The organism is Nocardia sp. NPDC004573 (assembly GCF_053602135.1).
On sequence record NZ_JBSGDA010000007.1, the window covers coordinates 241,596 to 265,356 of the forward strand.

Consider the following 23,761-nt stretch of genomic DNA (forward strand, 5'->3'; position numbering starts at 1 on the left):
GCGCCGGGTGTTGGAGTCCACGCAGAGGTTGCCCGGGCGCGGTCGAGCCAGGCCCGGTCGGCCGGATCACCGGCGCCGGAGGTGGGCACTACATCTGCGAGCAGCGCATCCCCGGCACGGACATGTTCTTTGACGTCGCGGAGCGGCGATGGTTGCCCGGCCCGCAACCGGCCGCCGGAACTGCCGCCGTCGCAGGCCCGACGTGCAGGAACATGCGCGGCGAAATAATTTTCGCCGCGACCGATGAATCCTCGCGAGGACCGCCGTCCTATCAGGTGAACGCGCTACCGAACAGCGCAACCGACCCTGGAGGAATGAACAATGACCACCATCGCCGCCGCGACCACCACCACCGCCCGCCCCGGCAAAGTCCGCAACCGCGTCCTGTGGGGACTGCAGATCTTCCTGGCCCTCTTCTTCATCGTCGCCTCGGGCATGCCGAAGGTGCTCGACCTGGTTCCGGAGGAGAACATGGCGGCGATGCGGGAGGCGGGCATCGGCTCGCCCTGGTTCATGTACTTCGTGGGCATCTGCGAGATCGCGGGCGGCATCGGCCTGCTCGTGCGCCGCCTGAGCGGGGCGGCCGCAGTAGGCCTGTCCGTCCTCACCCTGCTGGCCGCAGCCACCAACCTTTTCCTGACTCATATGCCTGCCTACGCTCCCTTCCCGCTCGTGCTGTCCGGGATCTTCGCCTGGATCGCCTACGAGCGCCGCGACTCCATCTTCGCGCTGCGCTCGTTGGTCACCCGGTGACCACGCGATAAACACGGAAACGATCGGCAGGCTCCGGCCCGCCGATCGTTTCCGACGTTGCCCGGCAGGGGTGTCCAGGGTCGGTCCACCCTCGCCCGGCAACACATTCGCACGCCACCAGGCCGTGACCTGCTGTCCTCCAGTACAACTTGACGGCCATACACCTGTCCACGCCACAGGTTCGATCGCACGTCCAGGGTGCACACCCATCGCCACCGGCAAACGAGACGAGTTTCAGGCTCGGTCACCACCGCCCACTCGACAGCCAACCGAGTGCCATTGCAGAACCGAGCCGTGCTCGTCTTGCGGTCAGCAGTGAAACGGGAAGCACGATCTCGGCGGGGCAGCCGGTCGCGCGGGCGCGAGAGTAGACGGCACGACGGCGGTGTCGGCCGGCTTGTCGGTATGGCGCGAGGGCCCGACGTAATCACGTAGTCGGCCCAGCGACAACGAAATTCGCGGCGCATTCCATGTCGCTGCGTCGTGCCACACTTCGCCGACAGATCCTGCCCGGCCCGACGACGGATTGCCACGACCGCGGTCCGCCGGCGTGGCCGGTGTCGATCACGGTGGCGGACCAGAGCTATCGGGCCACAGCAGAACCGACGAATGCCTGACACGCCGACCGACCGCGCCCGCCGTGCGTCACTCGTCGGATCGCTACGGGCGCAGGGCTTTCCACACGACGTATCGGGCGGGCAGGCAGACAGCGCAGGGGCGGTACCCGGCGGCGAGAGCGTCGAGTTCGGTGGCGAAGAAGACCCGATGTGGGCGGTAGGCGCCGCGTGCCAGCGCGCGCAGGCCCGAAGGGCAGTCGAGGCGACCGTAGATCCGGCTGCGGCGATGACCGCCGTAGCCGCCCGGCAGGGTACTGCGATACGGCCGGCCGTCACCATCGAGCAACGTGTACACCGGCGGCTACTGCGCGTCGTGCAGCACCAGCCCCAGCGTGTGCCGCAGACCGTCGCGCACACGGCTGACGCCGTGGCGGATCGGAGCCCGGGACCAGCCCCGGCTCGAGCGCGCCGGCCGGTCGCGGGTGGTGAAGATCAGCGCGCGGCCTTGCTCGAGCACGGAGGCGGTCGCTTTCGACTGGGCACGCGGACGCTGCTCGACGAGCACGAATTCGCCTCCTGTGTAGTCGATTCCGGGCCGGTCCAATCCGATGACGACCTGCATCGGGAAGACCAGGTCGCCGTACAGGTCGCGATGCAAGGCGTTCCAGTCGCCTGCGTCGTAGCGCAACAGAAGGGGGGTCGGCTCGGTCTGGCCCGCGGCGTGGCAGGCGGCGAGCCAATCCGCGAACTCGTCGGGCCACGGAGCCGGATCGCCGAGCCGCTCGGCCCAGGAACGCGCCAGTGGCAACAGTTTTCGGTAGAAGCACGCGCGCAGGGTCATGATCGACTCGGGCACGGGGGCCGCGAAGTACCGGTAGGTGCCTGCGCCGAATCGGTGACGTGCCATGTCGACGGTGGAACGGAACCGCGTGCGGTCGTCCCAGGCAGCGGTGAACTCGGCGCACTCGTCCGGGGTGAGGATCGGCCCGGTCGCCGCGCAGCCGTGGGCGTCGACTTCCTCGAGCAGCGCCTGCCACGGCTGGTCGTCGACTCGTTCTGCGAGGGAGGCGGCGGCTCTCGTCCCTCCTGGGATCGGCGCGGCCGGGTGACCGCGCCGATCGGTGCCGATGCGTCGCCCGCTCATGCCGCCGCCTCCAGATCCAACAGCGCGTGCTTGGCGGTGACGCCGCCGACGTACTGTCCGATCGACCCGTCACCGCGCACTACCCGGTGACACGGAAGCACCAACGGCAGCGGATTGCGCGCGCAAGCAGAACCGACCGCGCGCACGGCGCGCGGGTTCCCGACGGCGGCCGCCACCGCGCCGTAACTCGCGCGCTGTCCATAGCCGATGGCGGGCAGGTGCTCGATCACTTGGCGGCGGAAACCCGCGGCCAGCCGCAGATCCAAGGGCAGATCGAACTGCGTCCGGCTGCCGGCGAAGTATTCCGCGATCTGCCGCGCCGCCCCGTCCAGCCGGGCGGGCGCTGCGAGGATCCGCGGGCTGATCCGGGCGGCCAGCATGGCGAGCACCGCGTCGTGGTCCTCGGTGGGATAGGCGACGCGGACCAGCCCGGCGGGCGTGGCGGCCAGCAGCAGCGTCCCCACCGGGGTGTCCAGCAGGCGGTAGGCGACATCGAGCAGGCCCGCGGCTTCGGCCTCGGCGGTCAGTCGCGCGTGCAAGGTGGCGAGCAGATCGGCGTCGGGGGTCAGTGCGCGCGACAACCCGTCGCCGTGATCGAGAGTGGCCATCATGCTTCATCCTTCGGGTAGAGCTTGCGCAGGGTCTTCAGGCCGTCCGCGGCGGCACGGCGGGCGGCGTCGGGAGAATTGCCGAGCAATGCGGCGATCTCCGCGTGGGGAAGCCCGGCCAGATAGTGGTAGGCGACCGCCTGGCGCTGCTTGGTCGGCAGCGCCCGCAGGGCGGCCCACAGGTCGGGGTCGTAGTCGGCGGGTCCGGGGGCGGTGGCGGGGCGTTCCGGCAGCGTCTCGGCCGGGACCGGCGCGCGCGTGAGCGCCCGGCCGACATCGATCGCGCGGCGGTGCGCGATGGTGACCAGCCATGCCTCGACATTCGTGTCCGAGGGCAGGCCGGGAAACGCGCGCAGCGCCGAGAGAAACGTTTCCGACCAGGCGTCGGCCGCGTCGGACGGACCGAGCACCGCCCGGCAGACGCGCAACACCATCGGGCCGTATTCGGCCACTATTTCCTCGAACGGGGGCAGGCTCACACCCGGTAGACGCGGCAGGCGCCGCGAATGTGAGATGTCGTCACCGGACCTCTTCCCGCCGCGACAGCCCGCTGGCGCGCAACACCCGTCGTGCGATACCGGCGCGGATGGACTCGTCGGTGCCGATGATCCGGACGTGGCGGCGCGCCCTGGTGATCGCGGTGTACAGCAATTCCCGCGTCAGCAGCGTCGATTCCGGCTCGGGCAGGACGACGGAGACGGTGTCGTACTGGCTGCCCTGGCTGCGATGGATGGTCATGGCGAAGACGGTGACCACGGCGGGGAACTGCGTCGGATGCACCAGATACGGTTCGCTGCCGCGTTGCAGCGCCGCGCGCAGCGAGCCGTCGGGCATGCGAACGACCACGCCGGTGTCACCGTTGTAGATCCGCGCCTCGTGATCGTTCGCGGTGACCAGCAGCGGCTGGCCGGGATACCACGGCGCGTGGTGCGAATCGGGGCCCGCTCCCCCGGCGGCGGCCCACTCCGCGGCCATCCGGTCCCAGCGTTCGACGCCGAACGGCCCCTGCCGGTGCGCGCACAGCAAACGATGTGATTCCAGTGCCGTGAGCGCGCCGGCCGCGTCGCCGTCGAGCGCGGCGGCGGTGACCGCGGTGGCGGCCCGCACCACGTCGGCGCGCACCGCGAGCAGTTCGTCCGGCGCGTTGAGCGACAATTCGTCGCCGCCCCCGCGCAACAACTCGAGTGCGGCGTCCGCGTCTCCGGCCCGCACCGCGACGGCCAGGTCGGCGATCCGGCCGCCGAACCTGCGACCCCGGGTCAGCCGCACGATGCCGCCGCGCAGACGGGTGCGCTCCAGCGCGGTCAAGGACTCCGCGTGCTCGGTGGTCGGATCCGGGCCGAGGATCTCGTCCAGGACGGGGTTCGCCGTGGCGGCGACCGGTCCGGCGACCAGGTCGGCGAGTACCGCGCCCGCGTCGACCGAGGCGAGCTGGTCCGGGTCGCCGACCAGGACCAGGCGGGTGTCCGGGCGCAGCGCGGCCAGCAGCCTGCTCATCATCGTCAACGAGACCATCGAGGTCTCGTCGACCACGATCACGTCGTAGGGCAGCCGGTTGAACTCGTGGTATTTGAACCGGGTACTGCGCCCGCGCTGCCAGCCGAGCAGCCGGTGCAGCGTGGCGGCGGTGAGTTCGGGCAGTCCGAGCGACGCCGCCTGCTCACGCACGGCTTCCTGCAGGCGCGCCGCCGCCTTGCCGGTCGGGGCGGCCAGCGCGATGCGCAGCGTGGGCAGCTTCGGCTCGGCCTCGCGGTGCGCGGACAGCAAGGCGATGATCCGGGCGATGGTGTGGGTCTTGCCGGTGCCCGGCCCGCCGGCGACCACAGTGGTCCAGTGGGTCGCGGCCAGCGCGGCGGCCAGACGCTGGCGATCCGGCGCGGTGCCCGCGGGCGAGTCGAACAACCGGTCCAGTTCGCGGCGCACGATCCGGGGATCCACCACCGGATGATGCGCGGATCGCTCGGTGAGCACCCGACGGATCGTCTGCTCCTGCCGGTAGTAGCGATCGAGGTAGAGCAGCGGCCCGGAGTCGCCAGGCCCGTGCGATTCGACCAGTCGCAACGGTCGCAACGGACCGGCGGGTCCACCGCGTACCAGCGGACTCTCCCGCAGCGCGGCGACCACCGCCGGGATGTCCGGCCAGGGCAGCGTCGCCGGATCGACGCCCGCGTCCCAGGTTTCGTCGGCGTCGACGCCGATCTCCCGCATCCGGTGCAGTTCCAGGCACACCGAGCCGGAGCGCACCGCCCGCACGGCCAGCGCCGCGGCGAACAGCACCGGCTCCGACGATTCCCGGCCCAGCCTGCCCAACCGCAGGGCCACGTGCACGTCCGCCGCCGACAGCACTCCCGCCTCGTTGAACGTACGCAGCAGTCCGGTTCCCCGCTGCGCCACCTGGATCGAGGTCACCGCGCCTCCCCCGCGAGCAGCGACGACAGCGCGACGACCAAGCCGGCGGGCGGATGCCAGTCGAACACGCCACATCCCGAGGGCGTCTCGGGTCCGATCATGCCGCGCACGAACAAGTACCGAACCCCGCCGAGATGCCGCGCCGGATCGTAGCCGGGCAAGCGCCAGCGCAGATACCGGTGCAACGCCACCGAATACAGCAGCGCTTGCAGCGGATAGTGCGAGCGCAGCATCTCGGCGGCCATGCGGTCGCGGGTGTAGTGCGCGACGGTGAGATCACCGGTGCCCAGCCGATTGGTCTTGTAGTCGACCACGACGAATCGCGGGTCCGGGCCGCCCGCGACGCGCAGCACGGCGTCGATGCTGCCGGTCAGGTAGCCGCGCAGCGGGAGGTCGTCCAGCGCCGCCAACTGGTCGGCGTACGCGACGAGGTCGTCGTCCGCCGGAAGATGCTCGCGCAGCAATGCGGCGACACACCGCAGGGTCGTCGCGGTCGCGCCCACACGGTCCCCGCCCGCCAGCGGCAATTCGAATTCGAGTTCGCTGAGCCGGTCGCGCGGGGCCACATCGGCCAGGCAGCCGGTATCGAGCGGGGTGCGCAGCACCGCGAGCAGCGCGGTGGCCAACACTTCCGCGTCCACCTCGGCCATCAGTTCGCGCACCGCTTCGCGGCACCGGTCGTGCACCTCGGCCGCCAGGTCCGGGTGGCCGGTATCGATCCGCTCGAGCACGCCGTGCACCAGCGTGCCGAACTCCGCCCCGTAGGGCAGCGCGTTCATCAGCGACGCCGCGCCCGCCGGCTCCGGCTCCGCCGCGCCGACCAGGGAGGTGCCCGCGGGCTCGTCACCGGGCCCCCGCGCGTCCTCCGGTTCGCTGTCGGGTTCCGCGGCCGCGGGCCCGTGTGCCGAAGCGGTCAACGCCGAGTACGACGTTCGCCGCCAGTGCTGGTCCAGCTCTCGGTCGAATCGGGCGGCCGCCAGCGCGCCGTGCGCGGGCTCGGTGCGCACCCGCCGGATCGCGACGTCGTCGCTCCCGGCCACCGCCGTCACCGTGATCGCCGCGCCCGCGTCCTGCGCCCACGTCGAAAGAGATCGAACAGCAACGGAATCCGTCGGCACGGCAGCCCGTGTGGCGACGACGGCGCCGCGATCGCCGCGCCCGAAGACCATCCGGTGCAGCGGAGACGCCGCGGTGGTGATCGCGGGCGCCCACCACGCGACGATCTGGCACATGGCCCTGGTCAGCGCGACGTACAGCAGCCGCAACTCCTCCCCCGCCTCCTCGGCCTCGCTGCACGCCTTGCGCTCGGCGTACCCCGCGGCGTCCTGGCCGCCCACGTCCAGCACACGCGCCCCGTCGTCGGCGTGGAACAGCAACGTCGCCGGATAGGGATTCTTCGCGCTGTCCCAGGCGAAGGGCAGGTAGACGACCGGGAATTCGAGTCCCTTGCTCGCGTGCACCGTGGCGATCTGGACGGCGGCGGCGTCCCGGTCGAGCCTGCGGCTGCGATCGGAAACGGCGCCGGAGGCCGGATCGCGCACCCGGTCGGCCAGCCACCGGGTCAGCGCGGTCAGCCCGAGGCCCTCGGTGAGCGCGACCTGATCGAGCAGCTGCGCAAGGTGCCGCAGGTCGGTGAGCTGCCGTTCCCCGTTCTCCACGGCCAGCAACCGCGGTGCCAGACGCGTCTCGGCGGCGATTTTCTCGTAGACGGCGGCGAAGCCCGCGCGGGCGAACAAACGCGCCGCCTCGCGCAACTGGGCGCTGACCCGGCCGACCAGATCGGCTCCGCCGCTGTCGATCTCGGCCGCCGTCACGCCGAGCAGCGGTGTGCACGCGGCCAGCCGTACCCGGTCGCCGCGGTGCGGCTGTTCCAGCGCCCGCAGCACCCACAGCCAGTCGGTCGCGCTGCTGGTCGCGAAGACGCTGATGCCACCGGCGAGCACCGAGGCGACGCCGACGCGGTCCAGCGCGGCGCGCACCACGTCGATCTGCGAGCGGGTGCGCACCAGCACCGCGATGTCGCCGGGGCCGATCGGCCTGCGCGCGGCGTCCCCGGGCACGGTCGGCGAAGCGCTCTCGGTTTCCGCTTTCGCGTCCAGCAGTACCCCGGATTCGAGCAAGCGGACGATATCGGCGGCGAGATCGTCGGCGACCTTGGCGCGCATCCGCCCGACGGCCGGGAAGCCGGATTTGTTGAGCGGTCCCGCCCCCGTGCGCGGCAGGCAGCGAACGCGCATCGGCGTCGTGAGCTCGCCGGGACCGGACAGCCGCGACCACGGCCGGGTCGGCGCCACCGGATAGACGCGGATCTCCTCGTGCCCCAGCGCCGCTCCGCCGTGCAGGTGGTCCAGTGCGGCGAGCAGTCCCGCGTCGCTGCGCCAGTTCGTGGTGAGCTCGCGGCGGGTGCCTGCGTGCGCGACGGCGTCCAGGTAGCTGAGCACCTCCGCGCCGCGGAAGGCGTAGATCGCCTGCTTCGGATCCCCGACCAGCACCAAGGTGGCGTGCCCGTGGAACGACCTGCGCAGAATGTCCCATTGCAGGGGATCGGTGTCCTGGAATTCGTCGACCAAGGCGACTCGGTACCGGGCGCGGATGCGGCGGCACGCGCGCGGGCCGTGCTCCGGATCGGCGAGCACATCGTGCAGCAGCACCAGCAGATCGTCGAAGTCGCGCAGTCCGGCCGATCGCTTGCGGCGTTCGGTCTCCGCGCGCACGGCGTGCGCGAACGCCACCCGCTCGCCCGCGCCGGTCTCGCCGTCGGGCACGAGCGCCGCGTGCCGGTCGCGCACCGCGGCCAGCGCGAGCGTGCGGGCCTCCTTCAGCGAGAACGGCGGTTCCGCGCGGGCGTAGCGGTGGAGGTACAGATCGTCGACGACCGTGCCGACGAGGTCGTCGACGGTCTCCACCAGCCGGGTGCCCGGATCGTGTTCGCCCGCCAGGCCGAGTTCGTCGAGCATGCGCTGGCAGAAGCTGTGCGTGGTGGCGATGGTGCCCGCGTCGAAATCCGACAGGGCCGCCAGCAACCGTCGCCGCCGCAGCCGGACCTCCTCGTCCCCGGCCTGCGCGAGGTACCGGACCAGTTCGTCGGCGTGTACCCCCGCCGCCTCCGGATCGGCCAATCCCGTGGCGACGGCGACGAACCGATCGCGGGTGCGTTCCCGCAGCTCCTGCGTCGCCGCGCGACTGAAGGTCACCAACAGCAGCTGGGATACGTCGACGCCGGACTCGGCGACGTAGCGCACGGCGAGGCCGACGATGGCGTGCGTCTTGCCGGTGCCCGCGCTGGCCTCGAGCACGGTGGTGCCGGTGGGCAGCGGCCCATACGGCTGGAACCCGTCGGCGTCGAAATCCGCTGCGGCGAGGGAGGTTTCCTGCACGGTCACGCCCGCCTCCCTCCTGCGCGGGCGATGGTCCCGCAATCCGCGGACGTCGCGATCGCCCGGGGGGCCGGCCACGCCGCGCGGAGCTGCTCCCGAACCGACTGTCCGACCCGACATTCTGCCCCGCGCCCGGCCGCCAACCGGCGACCGACACGCGCCGTGCCGGTGCATCCGGGCGTTCCGCGCCGAATCGCGCCGAACCCTCGCATCGGAGCGGCCACGGGATGGTCGCTCACGGCTGCCCCTGGCTCTCCGCGGCCAGCAAGGGGAACCACATCCGCCGGGCCAGCGCGCCGAACCGGCTGCGCTCCCCGGGCTCGCCCGCCGCGGCGGGCGCGGCCACGAGGTACTCGAGCCGGGGCGCCGGACCCCAGACGTAGCGCAGATGACGGTCGGTGTGGTCGCCGAACGGCCCGGGACCGTTGGGCCCGCCGTTGAATTCGCGCTCCGCCGCGGCGATCGCGTCGTCGGTGCCCGCGCCGCGGAACCGGCGCTCGGCGTACACCGCGGAGGCGGCGGGCGCGACCGGCAGCGGTTCGGTCAATCCCGCGTCGCGCAGTGCGACGAGCTGGCGTAGGGCCTCCCTGGCCGCGGGCACGTCGGGCGCGGTGAGTTCACTGCGCCAGGTGGGACGGCCGAACTGTCCGCGGCCGGTGCTCACCGCCCGCCACGACCGGTCCTCGGTCGAGGTCAGCGCAAGCAGCGAAACCCACGCCGCGATCCGGTGTTTGGGAGCCAGCCGGGAGAAGGTGGTGCGGACCAGGACGTCGCCGCGCACCTCGGGGACGGTGCCGGTGAGCCGCCGTCCGTTGCCCAGGTCGACCGCGATGTCCACGGCGCGCGCCGAGCCCGCGTAGTCGGCTTGTGCCGCGCGCACCAAGCGGTCGACGGTGTGTTCGACCTCGTCGAGCACGGCGGCGCCGAAACCGAAGGGCGGCAGCGTGCCGCGCCGCCATTCCGCCGCCCGCAGCCCGGCCGGATCCGCGCCGTTGAGGCGGGCGGTGAGCAGGCGTTCGCCCAGCTCCCACTTGGCCAGGCCGTCGAGTTCGATGGGCAGCCGGTCGGCGATGTCCTCCTCGTGCTCGGGCACCCGCAGGCCGAGGCGCTGCCACAGGAACGCGCGCACCGGGTGCTCCGCGAAGGAGATCAGGTCGGCCAGCGCGACGTCCGCGGCTTCCGCCGCGGGCAGCGGGGCGACCAGGAACCCGGGCCGCGCTCGCACGGGTCCGTCGGCCGCGTGCGCGCCTGCCAAGGCCACGGTGTCGAAGCTGAACGGCTGCTCGGCCCGGAAATTCCGCCGATCGAACGACTGCAGCGGATGGCGGGTCACCACCGCGCGCATCGCCGCGGCGCCGACGTGGGCCCGCAGCGCGTCCAGCAACTCGGCGACCGGGATGGCGGGCGGGCGGTGCGCGCCGCTGACCGGGTCGGCGCCGGTGTGGAACACCAGCAGCGTGTCCCGCGCCGCGAGGATCGCGTCCAGCAGCAGTTGCCGGTCCTCGCTGCGCGGATCACGTTCACCGAGCAGCGGTTCACGGGCCAGCACATCGTCGCCGTCCGCGGCGCTGGCGCGCGGGAACATCTCGTCGTCCAGCCCGAGCAGCACGACCACCCGGTGCGGTACCGACCGCATCGGCACCATGGTGCAGACGGTCAGCTCGCCGGTACGGAAGTTGGCCCTGGTGGGGCGCGCCGCCAGCCGCGACCGGAGCAAGACGCCGACATCGGTCAGCCGCAACGACACCTCGCCCGCGTGGTCGGTGGCGGCGGCGAGTTCCTGCCTGGCCTCGGTGCGCACCCACGCCTGCGCGTCCGGTACGTCGGTCAGCAGGTCCAGCGCGCGACCGAGCGCCGCCGCCCACTCGTGCGCGGGCCGGGGGCCGCGCAGGTCGCGCAGGCACACCGCGAGGCGGTCGACGAACTCCGCGAAACGTCCGGCCAGGTCCACGTCGTTGCTGTCCACGTCGTCCAAGGGCAGCGCGAGATCCAGCCAGTCGTCGGAGGTCTCGCCCGCGGTGACGCCGAGCAGAATCCGGTCCACCGCGCTGTTGAGCGTGTTCTGCGCGAAATCGGCGAGCCCGAACGCTTGGCGCTGTCGCTGTCCGATGCCCCACCTGGCCCCGGATTCGGCGGCCCACTCGCGCAGCCGCTCGATGTCGTCGTCGTCGAATCCGCAACGGCGGCGGACGGGTTCGGCGGCCGCGAGATCGAGCACCTGGGTCACCGTCACCCGGCCGTCGGCCAGCTCGAGGAGGAATCCGATCACCGCGAGCAGCGGATTGGTCACCCCGCGCCCTCGGTCGGCCAAGCGCACCCGCAGCCGGTGCGCCGGATGCTCCGAATCCGTGTGCGGCTCGGGCGTTCCCGCCGTGCGCTGCCCGAACGCCGCGCGTACCAGTGGTGCGTAGACCTCCACCTCCGGGCACATGATCAGCACGTCGCGCGGCTCCAGCGTCTCGTCGGCCGCGAACCGCCCGAGCAGGCATTCCCGCAACACCTCGACCTGCCGCGCGGGGCCGTGACACGCATGTACCTGCACGGTGCCGTCGGCGCCCGCCGCCCCGGGGGCAGGCGGCCACCGGTCGTCCCGGATGCCCCGCTGCAGCGCCTGCAGCAAGGTCGCGGGCAAGGCATCTTCCGCCGCGACGTCGTCGGAGCGCGCCGAACCGAGCGGGTGATAGGTGTCGGAGCCGGTGGCGGGCGCTGCGGTCAACCGCTGCTGCAGTTCCCGCACATCACGGGCCAATCCCGCCAGCAGCGGGTGGGCCGCCGCTTCGGCACTGTGATCGTCGGCGCGCGTGCGGGCCGAGGGCAGCTCACTCAGGGCCGACCACAGAACCGGACTCGGATGCACGAGCCACAAGTGGACGTCGCGGGCGGCGGCCAGCGCCGACAGCACGGCAAGCTGATCGCTGGGCAACCGGGTCACGCCGAACAGCGACAGCCGCGGTGGCAGCGGCACCAGATCGGGCCGCGCGCGCAGCCGCGCGCAGGCCGCCTCGAGCCGCTCGGCCGGGCTCGGCGTCCCGATCTCCCCCCGCAGCCCACGCCACAGCATCGGCTGCCAGAGCAGATCGTCGGGTATCACGCCGCCCGCGCCGTCGGTGTCCAGGCCCGCCGCCCATTCGGTGATCAGCGCGGGCCGCTGTGCGGCATAGCTGTCGAACAGCGCGGCGATCCGCGCCGCCGTCGCGTAGCGCCGGCCGACGCGGTGCTCGTCGCCCACAGCGGCGCGCGCGCCCAAGTGCCTGGCCAGTACGGCGGACCACGGCTCGGACAACGACCCGTCGATCACCCGCAGCAGCGTCCACACCGCCCGCTCCGGCGCCCATGGGTCCTCGGCGGGCGTCACTCCGCTCGCCGCTGCCAGCGCTTCGGCGACCAGCGCGGCGGGCGAGGGGAAGGCGATGTTCGCGCACACGCCGTCGACCGCGCCGTCCGCGCCGAGCACCCCCGACAGCGTCTGCGTCAGCCAGCGCTCCACCCCCTTCGCGGGCACCGCGACCACCTCGGTCGCGAGCGGGTCGGCCAGCGGCGACGTCAGCACACCGGCGAGCGCCCGGGCCAGGACGTCGGCGCGCTCGGCACGGTGGATGTGCAGCGGCATCTGCGCCCTCTCGATCGATGGTGTCCGGTCGCGCCGGCCACGGACTTTGCACGTTTATACGCCCAGCGACCGACGCGCAATCGCACCGCCCCGTCCGCGCCTCAGTGAAATAGACCACACGAGAACGGATTACTTCGCCGTGTCACGCTGGGACCGCTGCGGCGATGTGCGACAGTGCTGCACCGGGGAGGTAAGAGTTTGCACGGGGCGGAACGAGAGAGCTGCACCGAAAGGCTGGTTCGCGTTCATGGATGCGATGGTGATTCCCCTGGTCCCGAAAGGCGGATTCACGGTCCGCCGGGTCGGTGACCGCTGGGAGCTGATCAACTCGCGCCACTACGGTCGCACCGTCGTCCTGCATTCCTGGCCCCGGGATCGGCACACCGAGGCGTTCGAGCACTGCTATCGACTCAACGGACGCACCGTCGAGGAGCTGCGCGCGGCCTTCCGTTGACGCCCTGGCCTGCGCCGACGAGCGAAAATCCGTGGGGCCCAAGCGCCGGGACCGGCATTAGCACACCCCGGGCCCGAGCTCAAGACGTGCGTCCGGACCCGGGATGTGCGATCGTGGTCCCTCGTGCGTTATCCGTCCCCCGCCACCCGAACCGTTCCCCGCGTGGCCGCCTCCGCCTGTGTCCTTGCCGCCGCGGCGATCATCGCCCCGAGCCTGCCCGCCGCATTGCCGATCGCGGGCGCGGCGCCGCTCGCGCACACTCAGGGCTGCCTGCCCGGCTTCGACTGCGACCTGAGCAGCCGCATCGCGAAGGCCGACGCCTACCTCAACAGCCGCCCCGGGGTCACCGGCTACGTCCTGCGTGACCGGGTATCGGGCGGCGTCTACGCCAACGCCAACGCCGAGAACGCGGTCTGGACCGCGTCCACGATCAAGCTCGCGATCGCCGCGGACCTGCTCAACCGGGCGCGGGTCGGCGCGATCACCTTGTCGCCGGAGGACCGCGGCCTCATGGAGGGGATGCTCGCGACCTCGAACGACGGCGCCGCCGACCTGCTGTGGACCAAGTACGCGGGGATCGACCGGATGGCCTACAACAACGCTTTCCGCGCCAACGGGATGACCTCGCTGGTTCCGCAGCCGACCAATACCGCGCTGTTCCCGGACTGGTCGTTCCAGAAGTGCACCGCCGCCGATCTCGACCGGCTGATGGACCACATCCTCAACCGCATGCACCCCGACGACCGCAACTACCTGGTCGACCGGATGCGCGCGGTGGACTCCAACCAGCACTGGGGCGTGTGGGGCGCGGGTGCGAGCATGCGTCCCGGCCTGAAGAACGGCTGGTCGGCCGAGCAGGGCGGCTGGGTGGTCAACTCGGTCGGCTTCGCGGGTCCGGGCGAGCGCTACACCCTGGCCATCATGAGTTCGCTGGGTGACGCGGGCGGCTACACCGAGGGCGCCGAGACCGACACCAAGCTCGCGGAAATCCTGCTCGCGGGCCGCTGATCGCGGGGCCGCTCAGGCGGCCGCGCGTCTGCGCAAGGTCATCGGCGCGCCGTCCCTGGGGAACGGAATCGTGGTGAATCCCCAGGGCATGCGGTATTTCTCGGGGATCCGCCACTCGTACTCGCGCACCAGGGCGGCGGTCACCGTCTTCACCTCGAACGTGCCGAAGTGCATCCCGATGCACTTGTGCGCGCCCGCCCCGAACGGCATCCAGGCCAGGCGGTGCGACTTGTCCTCGCGCCGCTGCTCGCCGAACCGCTCCGGATCGAAGCGCTCGGGGTGGGGCCACAGTTCGGGCAACAGGTGGTTCACCTGGTAGGCGAGGTCGACGGGGGCGCCCGACGGAATGTAGTGACCCGCGATCTCGGTGTCGCGCACGGCGCGGCGCGCCAGCCCGGGAACCGGCGGCATCAGCCGCAGGCTCTCCCGCACCACCAGATCCAGGTCGCGCAGCGCCTCCAGGTCCGCGATGGCCGGGGGCGCATCGCCGAGGCGCGCGTCCATGTCGAGCACCTCGGCGCGCACCCGCTGCTGCCAGTCGGGGTGTTTACCCAGGTAGTAGGCCACGGCAGTGGCGGTCGTCGTGGTGGTGTCGTGCGCGGCCATGATCAGGAAGATCATGTGGTTCACCACGTCCGCGTCTCCGAAGACGCCACCGTCCTCGCTCCGGGCGTGACACAACCCCGAGAAGAAGTCCGCCGATTCGGACCGGCGTTTCTCCGGAAGCATCGCGGTGAAATAGTCCTCGAGCACTCTCCTGCCGCGCAACCCGGCCCGCCAGTGGCCGCCGGGCACCGGGTGCCGGATGATCGACAGCCCCGCGTGGGTGCAGTCGACGAACGCATCGATCAATTGCCTGCGCTGCGGGCCGACGTCCGCGGCCATGAAAGTCCCGCCCGCGACGTCGAGAGTCAGCTCTTTGATCGTCGGATACAGCCGCACCGTGCGTTCGGCGTCGCGCCCGCGCGGCACCCAGCGCGCGATGCTCGCCCGCACCACCGGCGTCAGCCCGGCCAGGTGGGCTTCCAGCCGGTCCCTGGTGAACGCCTGCTGCATGATCCTGCGATGGAATTTGTGCTCGTCGAACTCCAGCAGCAGCAGGCCGCGCCGGAAGAACGGACCGATGAAATAGTCCCAGCCCTGGCCGAAATCGCGGCGGCGGTGACCGAGCACTTCGTCGAGCGCGTCCGGTCCCGCGACCAGCACGCGGTCGACACCTAGCGAGGTGTTCATCGAGACGGGTCCGTACCGGCGGTAGCGCTCCATCATCTCGGCGGGGCCCCAGCGCATGTAGTGCAGCGCCCGGCCCAGATAGGGCAATCCGGCATCGCCGAGCACCGGGACGGTGTCGCTGCCCCGCGGCGGGGTGGCCAGCACCTGGCGGCGTTCCGGCAGCAACCCGAGCGCCCGGTCGATCAGATGGCCGTGCGGTACCTCGATCAGCGCGATATTCTCCGAATCGGCCGGCATGCTGGGCTTTCGGCCGACCGCACGGTCACCGGCGACCATGGCAATCCTCCCTGAGCGACAGCTACCATCGTAGGCTCTCCACCTCCCCCGCTCGGCCGGTTCGGCCGCGACGAACCTCCCCGCACCGCCCCGGCGACGGTGAGACGTCGCACCGCAACACGCCAGGAACGGGGATCTCGTCGTGACGCTGTCCGGCGCGGCGGCTACGGTTTAGCTGTCAGGAACCGCCGCCGGGGACGACCCCCAAGGTCCATCGAGGAGCAGGACGATGAGCACTCAGACTGTCGAGAACGGCCGGCACCGGGTGGTGGTGATCGGCTCGGGCTTCGGCGGCCTGTTCGGCACCAAACACCTCAAGCGCGCCGACGTCGACGTCACGCTGATCTCGAAGACCTCGACCCACCTGTTCCAGCCGCTGCTCTACCAGGTCGCCACCGGCATCCTCTCGGTCGGCGAGATCGCGCCCGCCACCCGGCTGGTGCTGCGCAAGCAGAAGAACGCGCAGGTGCTGCTCGGCGAGGTCACCGACATCGACCTGACGAACAACACGGTGACCTCGCGCCTGCTCGACCAGGACACGGTCACTCCGTTCGACAGCCTGATCGTCGCGACGGGCGCCCAGCAGTCCTACTTCGGCAACGACCGGTTCGCCACCTACGCACCCGGCATGAAGACCATCGATGACGCGCTCGAACTACGCGGCCGGATCCTGGGCGCCTTCGAACAGGCCGAACTGGCCACCACTCAAGAGGAACGCGACCGGCTGCTGACCTTCGTGATCGTCGGCGCCGGACCGACCGGCGTGGAGCTGGCCGGGCAGATCGCCGAGCTGTCCGACCGCACGCTGGAGGGCACCTTCCACAACTTCGATCCGCGCGACGCACGGGTCGTGCTCATCGAGGGCGCGGGTGCGGTGCTCGGGCCGATGGGTCCGAAGCTCGGCGGCAAGGCCGAACGTCGGCTGGAGAAGATGGGCGTGGAGATCCAGCTCAACGCCATGGTCATCGATGTCGACGCGTTCGGCGTCACGGTGAAGGACTCCGACGGCACGATCCGCAGGATCGAGTCGGCGTGCAAGGTCTGGTCGGCGGGCGTGCAGGCCAGCCCGCTCGGCAAGCTGATCGCCGACCAGTCCGACGGCACCGAGGTCGACCGCGCGGGCCGGGTCGTGGTGGAACCGGATCTGACCGTCAAGGGCCACCCGAACGTCTTCGTGGTCGGCGACCTGATGTCGGTGCCGAACGTGCCCGGGCAGGCGCAGGGCGCCATTCAGGGCGCCACCTACGCAGCCAAGCAGATCAAGGCGGGACTGAAGGGCCAGACGCCCCAGGAGCGCAAGCCGTTCAAGTACTTCAACAAGGGCAGCATGGCCACGATCTCGCGGTTCAGCGCCGTCTGCCAGGTGGGCAAGCTGGAGTTCGGCGGGTTCATCGCCTGGCTGGCCTGGCTCGCGCTGCATCTGTACTACCTGGTCGGCTACCGCAGCCGGATCATCACCGTGATCCAGTGGTTCGTCACCTTCCTCGGCCGCAGCCGCGGGCAGATGGCGGCCACCGAGCAGTGGGTGTTCGCCCGGCTGGCCTTGGAGGCCATCAGCAACGGCGACGACGAAGACGCCGGACAACTGGCCGCCGCGCTCGGCGCCTCCACCAACAGCCGGCTCGCCGTGGACAAGGCGCATACCGACGCCAAAGCCGGCTGACAGGTGTTGTGCGCGCTTGTTAAGCGCGTTCGACCAATCCAGGTCGCCAACGGATCCGAATGTGAGGCGTCGACGTCTCCTTCGGATGAAAGGTGATCTATGGGCACGGGCAAGCACCGAGCACCCAAACCGCACCGGCCGAAACTGGGCTCCCTGGTGGCCGTGGGGACGGTTCCTCTCGTTCTCGCGCTGGTGGGAACCGGCACAGCGAACGCCGAGCCCGATCACCCCGTTCCGGTGACCAGGACGGACTCCGCCGATCAGGCCGAAGCGGCCCAGTGGCCCGCCGCCGAGGCGCCGAACGTGCGCCCGTACGAGGGTCTGCGGATTCCGGACGACGTACTGAGTTCGTTGCAATGGGCACGTCCACTGCCTGATCACCAGTACCTGGCTCCGCTGGTAGGACTGCATGCGCCGGTTCCGGTGGCCCCGGTACCCCCGATCGCGCCGCCTTCCGGCAAGTTGCGCTTCGGCGACGTGCAGGTCGACGCACCGGAGTGGCTCTACCGGGAGCAGGCGATCCAGATCAACGACACCGCCGCCATGGCCGAGGCGAACATGGCGACGTTCTTCGATTCGATCGGGATGGAGCGCACGAGATCCGACCGCGTCGCCGGCCAGACCATGGGCGCCGCCGCGATCGGCGCGGCGGCGGGCTTCGTGTTCGCCAGCCCGTTCGCGCTGTTCGGGGCGGCCGTCGGCGGCGGTCTCGCCCTGGCCATCGGTCTGCCGTTCGCGCCGATCGGCCTCGCCGCGGGTCCGATCGGGGCCGCCTACGGTGCGGCTTTGATGGCCGCCCCGCTGTCCGCCATCGGTGCGGGTATCGGCGCGGGACTCGGGGTGGTGCACGCGCTCAGCGCGCCGCCGCGGGCGCTCAGTGCGCCCGATCCGGTCGCCCCGGCCCCGGAGGTCGCCGACCCCGCTCCGGAGGCCGCGGATACGGCCGACGGCTGATCGGATGACGTCTCCGAGAGGCGAGCCGGAAGGGTGGGAACCCGACGACGCTGTCGAGCTCCCATCCTTTCTTTCTCCAGGGCTCGCCGGATTACACCTGTACGGAACGAATCCCACATACCGCGCGGACCGTTCATAACCGATCCCGGCTAGCCCGCCCGGGATGAAGACAACGTCGCCAAGCGTGGCTGCACTCCCGAGCCGCCGTTGATCAGCTCTTCATCTCGGCGCGTTCCACGCCGGACAGGCGCAGCACCGATCCCGTGCGGGTGAACAAACTGCCGCCCGCCGCCAGCGGCAACCGGCTGTGCGTCAAACCGCTGGTGGCCGCCGCGCTCTCGTCCGGATAGACGAGTTCGCTCTCCAGCGCCCGAGGCGCGGACAGCGCGTCATCGGCCGGCGTGCCCGCGCCCAAGGCCAGCCGGTGGCGTAGTAGCGGCAGGTCGTCCACGTCGGCGGTGAGATCTCCCTGCCACTCGCCGCCGTCCTCCCCCACGCGGCCGATCTGGACACGTTCGCGCACGCGCAGCCGGGCGCTGGAGGCCAGCCGGATCGTGGTGACCGTATGGTGCCGCGCGCCACCTGCCACGATCATCGGCTCGGGATCGAAATCCAGTACTCCCCCGCTGCCGACCTCCAGGTGCCAGCGCCCGGACGACAGGGGCGTCACCGAGCCCGGCAGCGCGAGAGTCGCCGCGACCGAGCGCACCACCAGTTCGGCGCCGGGTGCGACCACGATCACGACGTCGAGTTCGTCGCCGCCCAGCGGTGTGGCGGCCGTGCCGATCAGATGGACCGTTCGCGGGCCTGTGCGGCGGGCCGACAAACCGCCACATGCACGGATCTCCGGAAGGGCGGCCGGGTGGGCGACTATTCGTAACTCGGTGCGCACCAGCGGCATTCAGTGCGCGCCGGCGGATTCGCCCGCACGGTCCCGCTCGGCGACCGCGCGCAGTTGCTCGCGCACCCAGGCCAGCACCGGCGTCGCCGCGGGATCCTCGGTGAGCGAGACGAGCACCGTCGGCCGCTCTTTACGCACCCGCGCCGCATCCCGTTCCATCACACCGAGGTCCGCGCCGACCAGCGGCGCCAGATCGGTCTTGTTGACCACCAGCAGGTCCGAGAAGGTCACGCCCGGGCCGCCTTTGCGTGGCACCTTGTCACCGCCCGCCACGTCCACCACGAAGATCTGCACGTCGATCAGGCCGGAGGAGAAGGTCGCGGTGAGATTGTCACCGCCGGATTCGACCAGGATCAGATCCAGCGGCGGATTGGCGGCGACGAGATCGTCGATGGCGTCGAGGTTGGCGGTGATGTCGTCGCGGATGGCGGTGTGCGGGCAGCCGCCGGTCTGCACGGCGGTGATCCGTTCGTCCGGCAGGACCGCGTGCCTGCGCAGGAAGTCGGCGTCCTCGGTGGTGTAGATGTCGTTGGTCAGCACCGCCAGCGACAGCTCGTCGCGCAACTGCCTGCACAACGCGGCCACCAACGCGGTCTTCCCCGAGCCGACCGGGCCGCCGATCCCGACGCGCAGCGCCTCCCCGGGCGTGCGATGACGTTTCGGCCGATCGTGACCGTGGTCGTGCGGCTCACCGTCGATCAGGTGCGGGGGCATGGCGCGGTCTCCTTCTTCCGGGGCTTCAGCTCGCGAACAGGGGCATGTCCCGCTGCCGATGGCGCTCGGCGAGCACATCCTGCAGCGGGTCGGACAGCGCGGCGAGGCCGGTCGCTGCCTCGGCGGCGACGCGGTCGCACAAGCAGGCCAGCCGGATCGTGCACGCGGCGATCGCGGCGGGATCCAGGGCCAGCAAACGCTGTGCCGCGGTGGCGGCCCCGGTGAGCGTCGTGTAGACGACCACGCCCGCGATCTCCCGTGGCGGCACCACGGCGGCCGCGCCGACCATCCCGAACACCGTGGACAGATGCGGTGTCGTCCCGAGGGGCGACCAATCATGCCGGGGCCACAGCTGTTTCGCCAGTCGCGCCAGGCCGCGGCCTTGGGCCCGGGAGGCGGCACGTGCCGCGGGTGCGGGCGTGCGCGCGTCGGCTTCGGTCTCCGCCCGCGCCGGATCGAGTTCGCCCGCGCACACCGCCGCGGCGAGCGACGCGGCCACCAGCCCCGACGTCCGGATCCGGCGGCGCAGGTACAGCTCCACGGTCGCGACGTCGCGCAGCACACCGGAGGCGATGGCTTCCTCCACACCGCCGGAGTGCACGTGCCCGCCGATGGGCAGCCGCGAGTCGGCGAGCGCGAGCAGCATCGTCAAGCCGGACGCCTCGGGACCGGTCGCGGCGGGTTCAGGCATCCGTCGATCCTATGCCCGTCGTGTCGACCGGAGGTCGCGCTCGTTTCCGGTCAGCGACGGAAAGCGCGCTCCATGAATCGCTGCGCGCGGCCGCGAGTCAGATCGGTCCACGCCTGTACCGGCCCCGACCACCACGGGGCGATCTCTCGCGGCTTCGAGGTCACCGCGTGGCAGACGAGATCGGCGGCCTCGGCCACGGTGAGCCCGGGGACACGGCTGAAGTCCGTGGGCGCGCTCATCCTGGTGTGTACGAGCGGGAGGTAGATGGAGGTGGTGATGACGCCGTCGGCGGCCACCTCCGCCGCCACGCTGCGCAACCAGACGTCGAAGGCGGATTTGGACGCACCGTAGGCGGCCCAGCGCGGCGCGGGGGGCATGCGCACACCCCAGGTCGACACGTTGACGATGTGCCCACGGCGCCGCGCGCGCATGGCGGGCAGCAACGTGAGCAGCAGGCGCACCGGACCGAGGTAGTTCACCTCGATGGTGCGGGTGAAATCGTGGAACCGGTCATAGGAATCATCGATCGGGCGGCGGATCGATTTGCCCGCGTTGTTGATCACCACGTCGAGGTGGCCGTGCTCGTCGAGGAGCAGACGGCCGAGCCGTTCGACGGCGTCCATGTCCGTGAGATCGGTGGGGTAGGTGTGCGCGATGCCGCCCGCGGCGGTGATCTCCGCGGCCAGCCGTTCGAGTTCGCCGCCGGAGCGGGCCACGAGCAGCACGGTCGCGCCCGCCGCGGCCAACTTGCGCGCACTGGCCTTGCCTATACCGTGCGACGAACCGGTGACCAGCACGATCTTGCCGCCCACCGCGTGGCGCAACGCCTCGTCCCGCGGACGCGACGTGGGATACAGCAGTCGCGTCGCCACGAGTTCGGCGACCGGACGACCGTTGCTCGCGGCCCGGGCTCGATTCACGAATTCGACTGTAGGCGGTGTTCGGGGCGCCCACCGGGGCTTCGCGCGATCAGTCCGCGCGCGACATGTCCCGGACGAGCCGCGGCGGGTCCTGGCGGATGAGGCAGGCGGCGATGCGTAGCGCGCCGTCGGCTTGCCGGGAGCATTTCTACTCACGCGCCCGGCGGCGGCCGTGTGATCGAATGTGGGATCGCACGGATTCTTCGCCAGGGCCCTTGCCCGGGTGGTCAGTGGAGGGGGAACACGGTGTCGACGCCGGACAGGCAGGTATCGAGCGCCCAATGGATCGCGCGCGGCATCGCGATCGTCGTGCTGGTCCCGATTCGCCTGTTGTGGGAGGGCGTTCTCCTGCTGGGCCGCGTCACCGCAGCGGCGCTGGGGTATATCGCACGGTATTCGGTGGTTCCGGCGGCCGAACTGCTCTGGCAGTGGGTGCTGCGGCCCGCCTGGATCGTCGTGAAGGACTACTTGTGGGGCTGGGTGATCCAGCGGCTGCTGTGGGGTTCGGTGCTCACGCCGCTGCTGTCCGTCCTGCTCGAGTACCTGTTGCGACCGCTGCGGCGGTCAGTGGAGATCTTTCTGTGGCGCAAGGTCATTCGTCCTGTCGGGGCTTGGCTGCTGCGGTGGGTGGTCTACCCGGTCGTCTATGCCATCGCGTGGGTGTGCCATCGCACCGTCGAGTGGTTGATCGTCCGGCCGCTGACACAACTGTGGCGCTGGGTGCTGCGCCCCCTGTGGGGCGTGCTGCGCACGACCGCACGATACGGGTGGCGCGTGGCCACCCTCGTCGTGGGCGTCCTCGTGGTGGCGCCGTGCCGGGCGGTGTACCGCTCTGTGCTGCGCCCGGTGTTCGCAGCGCTGGCGGTCGTCTGGCGCGCGCTGGTGGTGCGCCCGGTCCGCTGGGTGCACGGCGCGATCATCCGGCCGATGAACCGCTGGGCAGCCGAGGTCGTGGCGATGGTCTTCGGCCGCTGACCCCGGCCGGGCTCAGCGCGGGCGGGGCGTAGCGAAGCGCGCGATCAGCGCCATCGCGGTGAGCGCCACCGCGCCGACGGCCACCGCGACGTGCATGCCGTCGACGAAAGACCCGCGCGCCGCCTCGATCAACGCCACGTCGCCGCCGGCCTGCTGGATGGTCTCGCCGAGTGTCTCCGCGTAGTGTCCCCCGGACCGGAAGATCAGCGCGGCGAGCGAACCGAGCAGCGCCAGGCCCAGCGCATTGCCCAATTCGAAGCTGGTCTCCGAGATGCCGACCGCCGACCCGGCCCGCTCCGGCGGCACCGAGGACACCGCGACCTCGGACACCAGTGTGAATGCCAGGCCGTAGCCGACTCCGGCGATCGCGGATCCGGTCAGATACCACCAGAGCCCGTCGTGCGTACCGACGCCGAGCAACATCAGATTGCCCACCGCGGAGGCGAGCAGGGCGAAAACAAAGGTGGCGCCCGCGCCGAAGCGATGCCCGACCCGGGCGCCGCCCACCGAGCAGACGAACACCGCGATCGCCATCGGAATACCGAGCAATGCCGCCGCCAGCGGCGTGCGCCCGGTCACCGATTGCAGATAGATGCTGGTCAGGTAGCTCAGCCCGGCCAGGGACATCATGCCGGTCAGGCTGGCGCCGATGGCGACCGAGAACTGCGGCCGGGCGAACAACCGCAGGTCCAGCAGCGGTTCGTCGAGCTGCCGCTGCCTGCGCACGAAGGCGGTCAGGATCACCGCGCCGATCAGCGCGACGACGACCGCCTGCCCATCGATGCCTTCGGTGGCGGCGTGCTTGATGCCGTACACCACCGGCAGGATGCCGCCGATCGACAAGGCGACGCTCGGCAGGTCCAGCGGCCCCCGCGCCCCCGCGCGGTGCTCCGGCAGCACGAGCGGACCGAAAACGAGCAGGACCAGCAGCACCGGGATGTTGATGAGGAACACCGAGCCCCACCAGAAGTGGTGCAGCAGCACGCCCCCGATGACCGGCCCCACAGCCGAGCCACCGGCGAAGAACGCCGTCCAGACGCCGATCGCGGCGGCTCGCTCCCTGGCGTCCGGGAACAGGCTGGAGATCAGCGCCAAGCTGGACGGCAGCAGCGTCGCGCCGCCGATGCCCATCAGCGCCCGCGCCGCGATCAGTACGCCCGCGCTGGGGGCGAACCCGGCGATCACCGAGGCGATGCCGAAGACCGCCGCGCCCGCCAGCAAGATGTTGCGCCGCCCGATCCGGTCGCCGAGATTACCCATGGTGATCAGCAGGCCCGCGATCAAGAAGCCGTAGATGTCCAGGATCCACAACTGCTGGTCCGCCGACGGGTCGAGATCGACGGTCAGCGTCGGCAGCGCGAGGAACAGCACCGAGATATCCATCGACACCAGCAGCACCGGCAGCAACAGGACCGCGAGGCCCAGCCAGGCGCGGCGCGAACCCGGAGTGGACGGCGCGGTTCGCACTGGCTGCACCTCTGTCATCACCCGACATCCTCTCACTGACGCGTACG

General features: G+C 71.3%; 19 protein-coding genes. 6 read left to right on the forward strand and 13 right to left on the reverse strand.

The window, feature by feature from the left end; all coding sequences use genetic code 11:
• The first annotated feature begins 321 nt into the window (after positions 1-321).
• Positions 322-753 carry a DoxX family protein gene (locus tag ACWEKR_RS14445; RefSeq protein ID WP_452354858.1) on the forward strand — a complete coding sequence of 144 codons (432 nt, stop codon included), beginning with the start codon at positions 322-324 and terminating at the stop codon, positions 751-753.
• A gap of 660 nt (positions 754-1,413) precedes the next feature.
• Here the strand turns inward: ACWEKR_RS14445 and ACWEKR_RS14450 are convergent.
• The 7 genes from ACWEKR_RS14450 to recC all read right to left on the reverse strand — a co-directional run bounded on the left by ACWEKR_RS14450 (position 1,414) and on the right by recC (position 12,458).
• On the reverse strand, positions 1,414-1,665 hold the full coding sequence (locus tag ACWEKR_RS14450) for an Ada metal-binding domain-containing protein (protein WP_452354859.1): 252 nt from the start codon (positions 1,663-1,665) through the stop codon (positions 1,414-1,416).
• A 6-nt stretch (positions 1,666-1,671) separates the two neighbouring features.
• Positions 1,672-2,454: a 2OG-Fe(II) oxygenase gene (locus tag ACWEKR_RS14455; RefSeq protein WP_452354860.1), complete on the reverse strand. Its 783-nt coding sequence runs from the start codon at positions 2,452-2,454 to the stop codon at positions 1,672-1,674.
• The gene (locus ACWEKR_RS14460; RefSeq protein WP_452354920.1) at positions 2,451-3,062 is read right to left on the reverse strand and encodes a methylated-DNA--[protein]-cysteine S-methyltransferase; all 612 of its coding nucleotides are present in this window, start codon (positions 3,060-3,062) and stop codon (positions 2,451-2,453) included. Before ACWEKR_RS14460 ends, ACWEKR_RS14455 begins: the two co-directional genes overlap by 4 nt.
• Positions 3,062-3,535, reverse strand: a complete 474-nt coding sequence (locus tag ACWEKR_RS14465) for an RNA polymerase sigma factor (RefSeq protein WP_063018698.1) — start codon at positions 3,533-3,535, stop codon at positions 3,062-3,064. Before ACWEKR_RS14465 ends, ACWEKR_RS14460 begins: the two co-directional genes overlap by 1 nt.
• A gap of 46 nt (positions 3,536-3,581) precedes the next feature.
• Positions 3,582-5,471, reverse strand: a complete 1,890-nt coding sequence (gene recD, locus ACWEKR_RS14470) for an exodeoxyribonuclease V subunit alpha (RefSeq protein ID WP_452354861.1) — start codon at positions 5,469-5,471, stop codon at positions 3,582-3,584.
• Positions 5,468-8,854, reverse strand: a complete 3,387-nt coding sequence (locus tag ACWEKR_RS14475) for a UvrD-helicase domain-containing protein (protein WP_452354862.1) — start codon at positions 8,852-8,854, stop codon at positions 5,468-5,470. The genes recD and ACWEKR_RS14475 overlap by 4 nt, the downstream gene beginning before the upstream one ends.
• Before the next feature lie 229 nt (positions 8,855-9,083).
• Positions 9,084-12,458, reverse strand: coding sequence for an exodeoxyribonuclease V subunit gamma (gene recC, locus ACWEKR_RS14480; protein WP_452354863.1), 3,375 nt, complete (start codon positions 12,456-12,458; stop codon positions 9,084-9,086).
• A gap of 247 nt (positions 12,459-12,705) precedes the next feature.
• On the opposite strand from recC, the gene ACWEKR_RS14485 reads away from it, so the two are divergent.
• Positions 12,706-12,912 (forward strand): hypothetical protein, encoded by a 207-nt coding sequence (locus tag ACWEKR_RS14485; RefSeq protein ID WP_452354864.1) that lies wholly within the window; start codon positions 12,706-12,708, stop codon positions 12,910-12,912.
• 162 nt (positions 12,913-13,074) lie between these two features.
• Complete coding sequence (locus ACWEKR_RS14490) at positions 13,075-13,920, forward strand: serine hydrolase (RefSeq protein WP_159837511.1); 846 nt, start codon at positions 13,075-13,077, stop codon at positions 13,918-13,920.
• A gap of 12 nt (positions 13,921-13,932) precedes the next feature.
• Here the strand turns inward: ACWEKR_RS14490 and ACWEKR_RS14495 are convergent, their stop codons facing one another.
• On the reverse strand, positions 13,933-15,429 hold the full coding sequence (locus ACWEKR_RS14495; RefSeq protein WP_452354865.1) for a cytochrome P450: 1,497 nt from the start codon (positions 15,427-15,429) through the stop codon (positions 13,933-13,935).
• A 229-nt stretch (positions 15,430-15,658) separates the two neighbouring features.
• Here ACWEKR_RS14495 and ACWEKR_RS14500 point away from each other — a divergent pair, with 229 nt between their 5' ends.
• Positions 15,659-17,092, forward strand: a complete 1,434-nt coding sequence (locus ACWEKR_RS14500) for an NAD(P)/FAD-dependent oxidoreductase (protein ID WP_195083438.1) — start codon at positions 15,659-15,661, stop codon at positions 17,090-17,092.
• Between the two features lie 99 nt (positions 17,093-17,191).
• Positions 17,192-18,046 (forward strand): hypothetical protein, encoded by an 855-nt coding sequence (locus ACWEKR_RS14505; protein ID WP_452354866.1) that lies wholly within the window; start codon positions 17,192-17,194, stop codon positions 18,044-18,046.
• Positions 18,047-18,257: 211 nt separating this feature from the next.
• Here ACWEKR_RS14505 and ACWEKR_RS14510 read toward each other — a convergent pair whose 3' ends face one another.
• The 4 genes from ACWEKR_RS14510 to ACWEKR_RS14525 are packed head-to-tail and all read right to left on the reverse strand — an operon-like array spanning position 18,258 to position 21,272.
• Positions 18,258-18,938, reverse strand: coding sequence for an urease accessory protein UreD (locus ACWEKR_RS14510; RefSeq protein ID WP_452354867.1), 681 nt, complete (start codon positions 18,936-18,938; stop codon positions 18,258-18,260).
• Positions 18,939-18,947: 9 nt separating this feature from the next.
• Positions 18,948-19,661, reverse strand: coding sequence for an urease accessory protein UreG (gene ureG, locus ACWEKR_RS14515; RefSeq protein WP_452354868.1), 714 nt, complete (start codon positions 19,659-19,661; stop codon positions 18,948-18,950).
• A 25-nt stretch (positions 19,662-19,686) separates the two neighbouring features.
• On the reverse strand, positions 19,687-20,352 hold the full coding sequence (locus tag ACWEKR_RS14520) for an urease accessory protein UreF (protein WP_452354869.1): 666 nt from the start codon (positions 20,350-20,352) through the stop codon (positions 19,687-19,689).
• 50 nt (positions 20,353-20,402) lie between these two features.
• A complete protein-coding gene (locus tag ACWEKR_RS14525; RefSeq protein ID WP_452354870.1) occupies positions 20,403-21,272 on the reverse strand; it encodes an SDR family NAD(P)-dependent oxidoreductase in 870 nt (289 codons plus the stop codon).
• Positions 21,273-21,518: 246 nt separating this feature from the next.
• Here ACWEKR_RS14525 and ACWEKR_RS14530 point away from each other — a divergent pair, with 246 nt between their 5' ends.
• Positions 21,519-22,247: a hypothetical protein gene (locus tag ACWEKR_RS14530; protein ID WP_452354871.1), complete on the forward strand. Its 729-nt coding sequence runs from the start codon at positions 21,519-21,521 to the stop codon at positions 22,245-22,247.
• Between the two features lie 12 nt (positions 22,248-22,259).
• Here the strand turns inward: ACWEKR_RS14530 and ACWEKR_RS14535 are convergent, their stop codons facing one another.
• Entirely contained in the window at positions 22,260-23,732 is a 1,473-nt protein-coding gene (locus tag ACWEKR_RS14535; RefSeq protein WP_452354872.1) for an MFS transporter, read from the reverse strand.
• Positions 23,733-23,761: the final 29 nt, after the last annotated feature.

Coding starts and splice junctions, on each gene's coding strand:
- ACWEKR_RS14445 (WP_452354858.1), top strand. CDS start 322: ATGACCACCATCGCCGCCGCGACCACCACCACCGCCCGCCCCGGCAAA.
- ACWEKR_RS14455 (WP_452354860.1), bottom strand. CDS start 2,454: ATGAGCGGGCGACGCATCGGCACCGATCGGCGCGGTCACCCGGCCGCG.
- ACWEKR_RS14460 (WP_452354920.1), bottom strand. CDS start 3,062: ATGGCCACTCTCGATCACGGCGACGGGTTGTCGCGCGCACTGACCCCC.
- recC (WP_452354863.1), bottom strand. CDS start 12,458: ATGCCGCTGCACATCCACCGTGCCGAGCGCGCCGACGTCCTGGCCCGG.
- ACWEKR_RS14485 (WP_452354864.1), top strand. CDS start 12,706: ATGGATGCGATGGTGATTCCCCTGGTCCCGAAAGGCGGATTCACGGTC.
- ACWEKR_RS14495 (WP_452354865.1), bottom strand. CDS start 15,429: ATGGTCGCCGGTGACCGTGCGGTCGGCCGAAAGCCCAGCATGCCGGCC.
- ACWEKR_RS14500 (WP_195083438.1), top strand. CDS start 15,659: ATGAGCACTCAGACTGTCGAGAACGGCCGGCACCGGGTGGTGGTGATC.
- ACWEKR_RS14505 (WP_452354866.1), top strand. CDS start 17,192: ATGGGCACGGGCAAGCACCGAGCACCCAAACCGCACCGGCCGAAACTG.
- ureG (WP_452354868.1), bottom strand. CDS start 19,661: ATGCCCCCGCACCTGATCGACGGTGAGCCGCACGACCACGGTCACGAT.
- ACWEKR_RS14520 (WP_452354869.1), bottom strand. CDS start 20,352: ATGCCTGAACCCGCCGCGACCGGTCCCGAGGCGTCCGGCTTGACGATG.
- ACWEKR_RS14535 (WP_452354872.1), bottom strand. CDS start 23,732: ATGACAGAGGTGCAGCCAGTGCGAACCGCGCCGTCCACTCCGGGTTCG.